The organism is Inquilinus sp. (assembly GCF_057815775.1).
This window is the reverse complement of record NZ_JBYRFX010000034.1, coordinates 1-2,896: the sequence shown is the minus strand read 5'-3', so window position 1 is coordinate 2,896 and position 2,896 is coordinate 1. Positions and strand designations below refer to the sequence as shown.

The following is a 2,896-nucleotide window of genomic DNA, read 5'->3' as shown; positions in this document are numbered from 1 at the left end:
CTCCTGCGGCCCCCAGCCCGGAGCCGCCGGCCCCAGCCGTCACCACACAGCCCGCGGCAACGCCTCCCGCCGCTGCGCCGATCGCCCCGACCCCGGCGGACACGCCGGTGGACCCGCATGCCGTGCCCTCGGCCCGCATCGCCGCGCGGCTGCAGGACGCGCTGCGCCGCTGGCCGCAACCGCCGGTAGTGACCACACCCGGCGCCACGGCCGAAGACGGGTCATCGCCCGAACCCTTCGCCGCGCTGTACGGCCAGATGCGAGACCATGCCGCCAATGGCGAGATGGAGCTGGTGCACACCGCCCGCTATCAACTGGTCGGCATGGCGCTGATTGAGCATGGCCCGGAATCGGCGCAGATGCTCGATGCCAACCTGCTGCTGGTGCAGGCGACCCAGGCGCTGGACGCGCGAGCCGAGGCCCGGCGCTACCTGACCGCCGCGGCGCCGCTGATCGGCCGGCTGGGCAGCGGCGAGAGCCGCCGGTCGCGCCAGACGCTGGAGGCCGCCACCGCCTGGCTGGGCCTGCGCATCGTCGCCGCCGACCTGCTGGACGCGATCGGTAGCGCCGGGGCGAAGCCGCTGGACGGCGCCACCGCCGACCGCATGGCCGAGCGGCTGGACCAGATCGGCCAGGTGATGGCCCAGGCCGAGACCGGCGTCGACGAACTGCCGGCCCAGTCGCTGTTCCTGCGCGCCGCGGTGCTGGCCGCCGCCGGACGCACACCGGACGCGCCGGAGCTGAAGGCGCAGATCGACCGCCTGTTGCACTGAAGGGCCCCGGTTGCCGTTGCACGGCGATCTCGGGATCGCCGCTTCGCGGCGACCCGGACTTCACCGGGAATTCATCTTCGGGACAGCCTCCTGCAAGGCCGGGTGGCCTAGGGTTCGATCGCGGACATGCGCTCCGGCGCCGTTGCGCCGAACAGGGAATCTGGCAGGCCGGCCGTCATCGGCGCCCGGCCCGCCCAGGAGGAACGCGATGAGAGCGCGCATCTTGGCGGGGGTGGCATTGGTCGCCCTGTTCGGCAGCGGCATGGCCGCCCGGGCGGACGACGATCCCCCGGCACGGGTCGGCCGCCTGGCCGATCTGTCCGGCGCGGTGTCGCTGCGCACCGACCCGAATCAGCCCTGGGCGGTCGCCGCCCGCAACCAGCCGATCACCTCCGGCATGTCGTTCTGGACCGAGCCGCAGGCCCGGGCCGAGTTCGAGGTCGGGCCGACCGAGCTGCATCTCGGCGACCAGGCCGAGCTGGACATCCAGAAACTGGACGACCAGAGCTTCGCGGCCCAGCTGGGCCAGGGATCGGTCAACCTCGACATCGGCGACATGCAGCCGGGCGAGACCTACACGGTCGACACGCCGCGCGGCACGGTCACGCTGGTGCGGCCGGGCGAATATCGCATCGATGCCGGCACCACCCAGGACCCGACCCAGGTGGTGGTGTTCTCCGGCGAGGCCCAGATCGCCGGCGGGCCGGACGGGCCGGTCGACATCCAGGGCGGCGAGACCGGCCTGGCCAATGGCGCCGACCCGTTCAGCTTCTCCCTCGCCCGCTCGGCCGACCGCAGCCCGCTCGACGACTGGGCCGATGGCCGTCTCAAGGCGGTGGCCGCGGCGCCACGCTACGTCTCGCGGTCCATGACCGGCTACCAGGACCTCGACGGCGCCGGCACCTGGCATGAGGCGCCGAACTACGGCACCGTCTGGTACCCCAGCACGGTGCCCTCCGGCTGGGTGCCGTATCGCGACGGCCATTGGCAATGGGAAGGCCGCTGGGGCTGGACCTGGGTCGACGCCCAGCCCTGGGGCTTCGCCCCGTTCCACTACGGCCGCTGGGCCTATGTCGATGACCGCTGGGGCTGGCTGCCCGGCCCGGTCGAGGTCCACCCGGTCTATGCCCCGGCGCTGGTCACCTTCTTCTCCGGCGTCGCCGTCGGTGCCGTGATCGGGGCCGCCCTCGACAGCCATCCAATCGGCTGGTACCCGCTGGGCCCGGGCGAGATCTACCGCCCGTCCTACCGGGTCAGCGACAATTATGTCCGGAACGTCAACATCACCAACGTCCGGAACATCAACGTCACCGAGATCAACAACATCCACAACGGCCCCACCATCATCGAAAACGGCGCCAACCGCCGCTTCGCGACCGAGGTGCCCGAGCGGGTGCTGGCCGAGCACCAGCCGGTCGGCCGGGCCGCACTGCAGGTGCCGCCGGAGCAGTTCGCCAAGGCACAGCTGACGCCGGTGTCGGCCCTGCCGCATCCGGCTGCCCCGGTTGCCGGCGCGCAACAGGCGCCGCACCCGCAATTCGCCCGCGGGCCCGGCGACCGCCCGGCGCTGGCCGCCGCCGACCCGAACCGGCCGCATGCACCGGCCCCGAGCCAGCCGGCTACGCCGTTCGAGCGCAGGGCCCAGGCGCCCGGCGCACCCGGCACCGCCCCGGCACAGCCGGGGAGCCAGCCGCCCCTGGCCGGCGCGGGTGAGCAGCACGGCGCACCGGCGACAGCCCAGGAAGGCCCCGACGGCAAGCCGGGTCCGGCTGGTCCGGTGGCGGCGGCCCCGGGGCAGGCCCAGGGCCATCCGCCGCTGCCGGAACGTGGGCAGCGCGCCCCCGGTGCACCGGGTGGCCCGGTCGGGGCCCAAGGCGCGCCGGGACGGGCCGCGCCGATCCAGCCGTCCCCGGGCCAGCCAGCACCTGGTCAGCCTGGCAACCGGCCCGGTCCTGCCGCCACGCTGGCCCAGCAGGGCCACCCGCCGCTGCCGGAGCGCGAGCAGCACCCCGCCGGTGCGGCGCCGCAGCCGACCGCCGCGGCCCATCCGGCGGCGGCCCCCAGCCATCAGCCCCCGGCCCGGCAGGTGATCGCCCATGCGCCGGCGCCGCAGCAGCCGGTCC

The 2,896-nt window shown here is 74.6% G+C and carries 1 protein-coding gene and 1 pseudogene; both read left to right on the top strand.

What is annotated here, in order from left to right; genetic code table 11:
- Positions 1–773, top strand: a pseudogene (locus AC3XYG_RS01330) (hypothetical protein); the annotation flags it as partial.
- Positions 774–981: 208 nt separating this feature from the next.
- Positions 982–2,896 (top strand): DUF6600 domain-containing protein (locus tag AC3XYG_RS01325; RefSeq protein ID WP_489138008.1); only part of this gene is annotated, 1,915 nt, incomplete at its 3' end.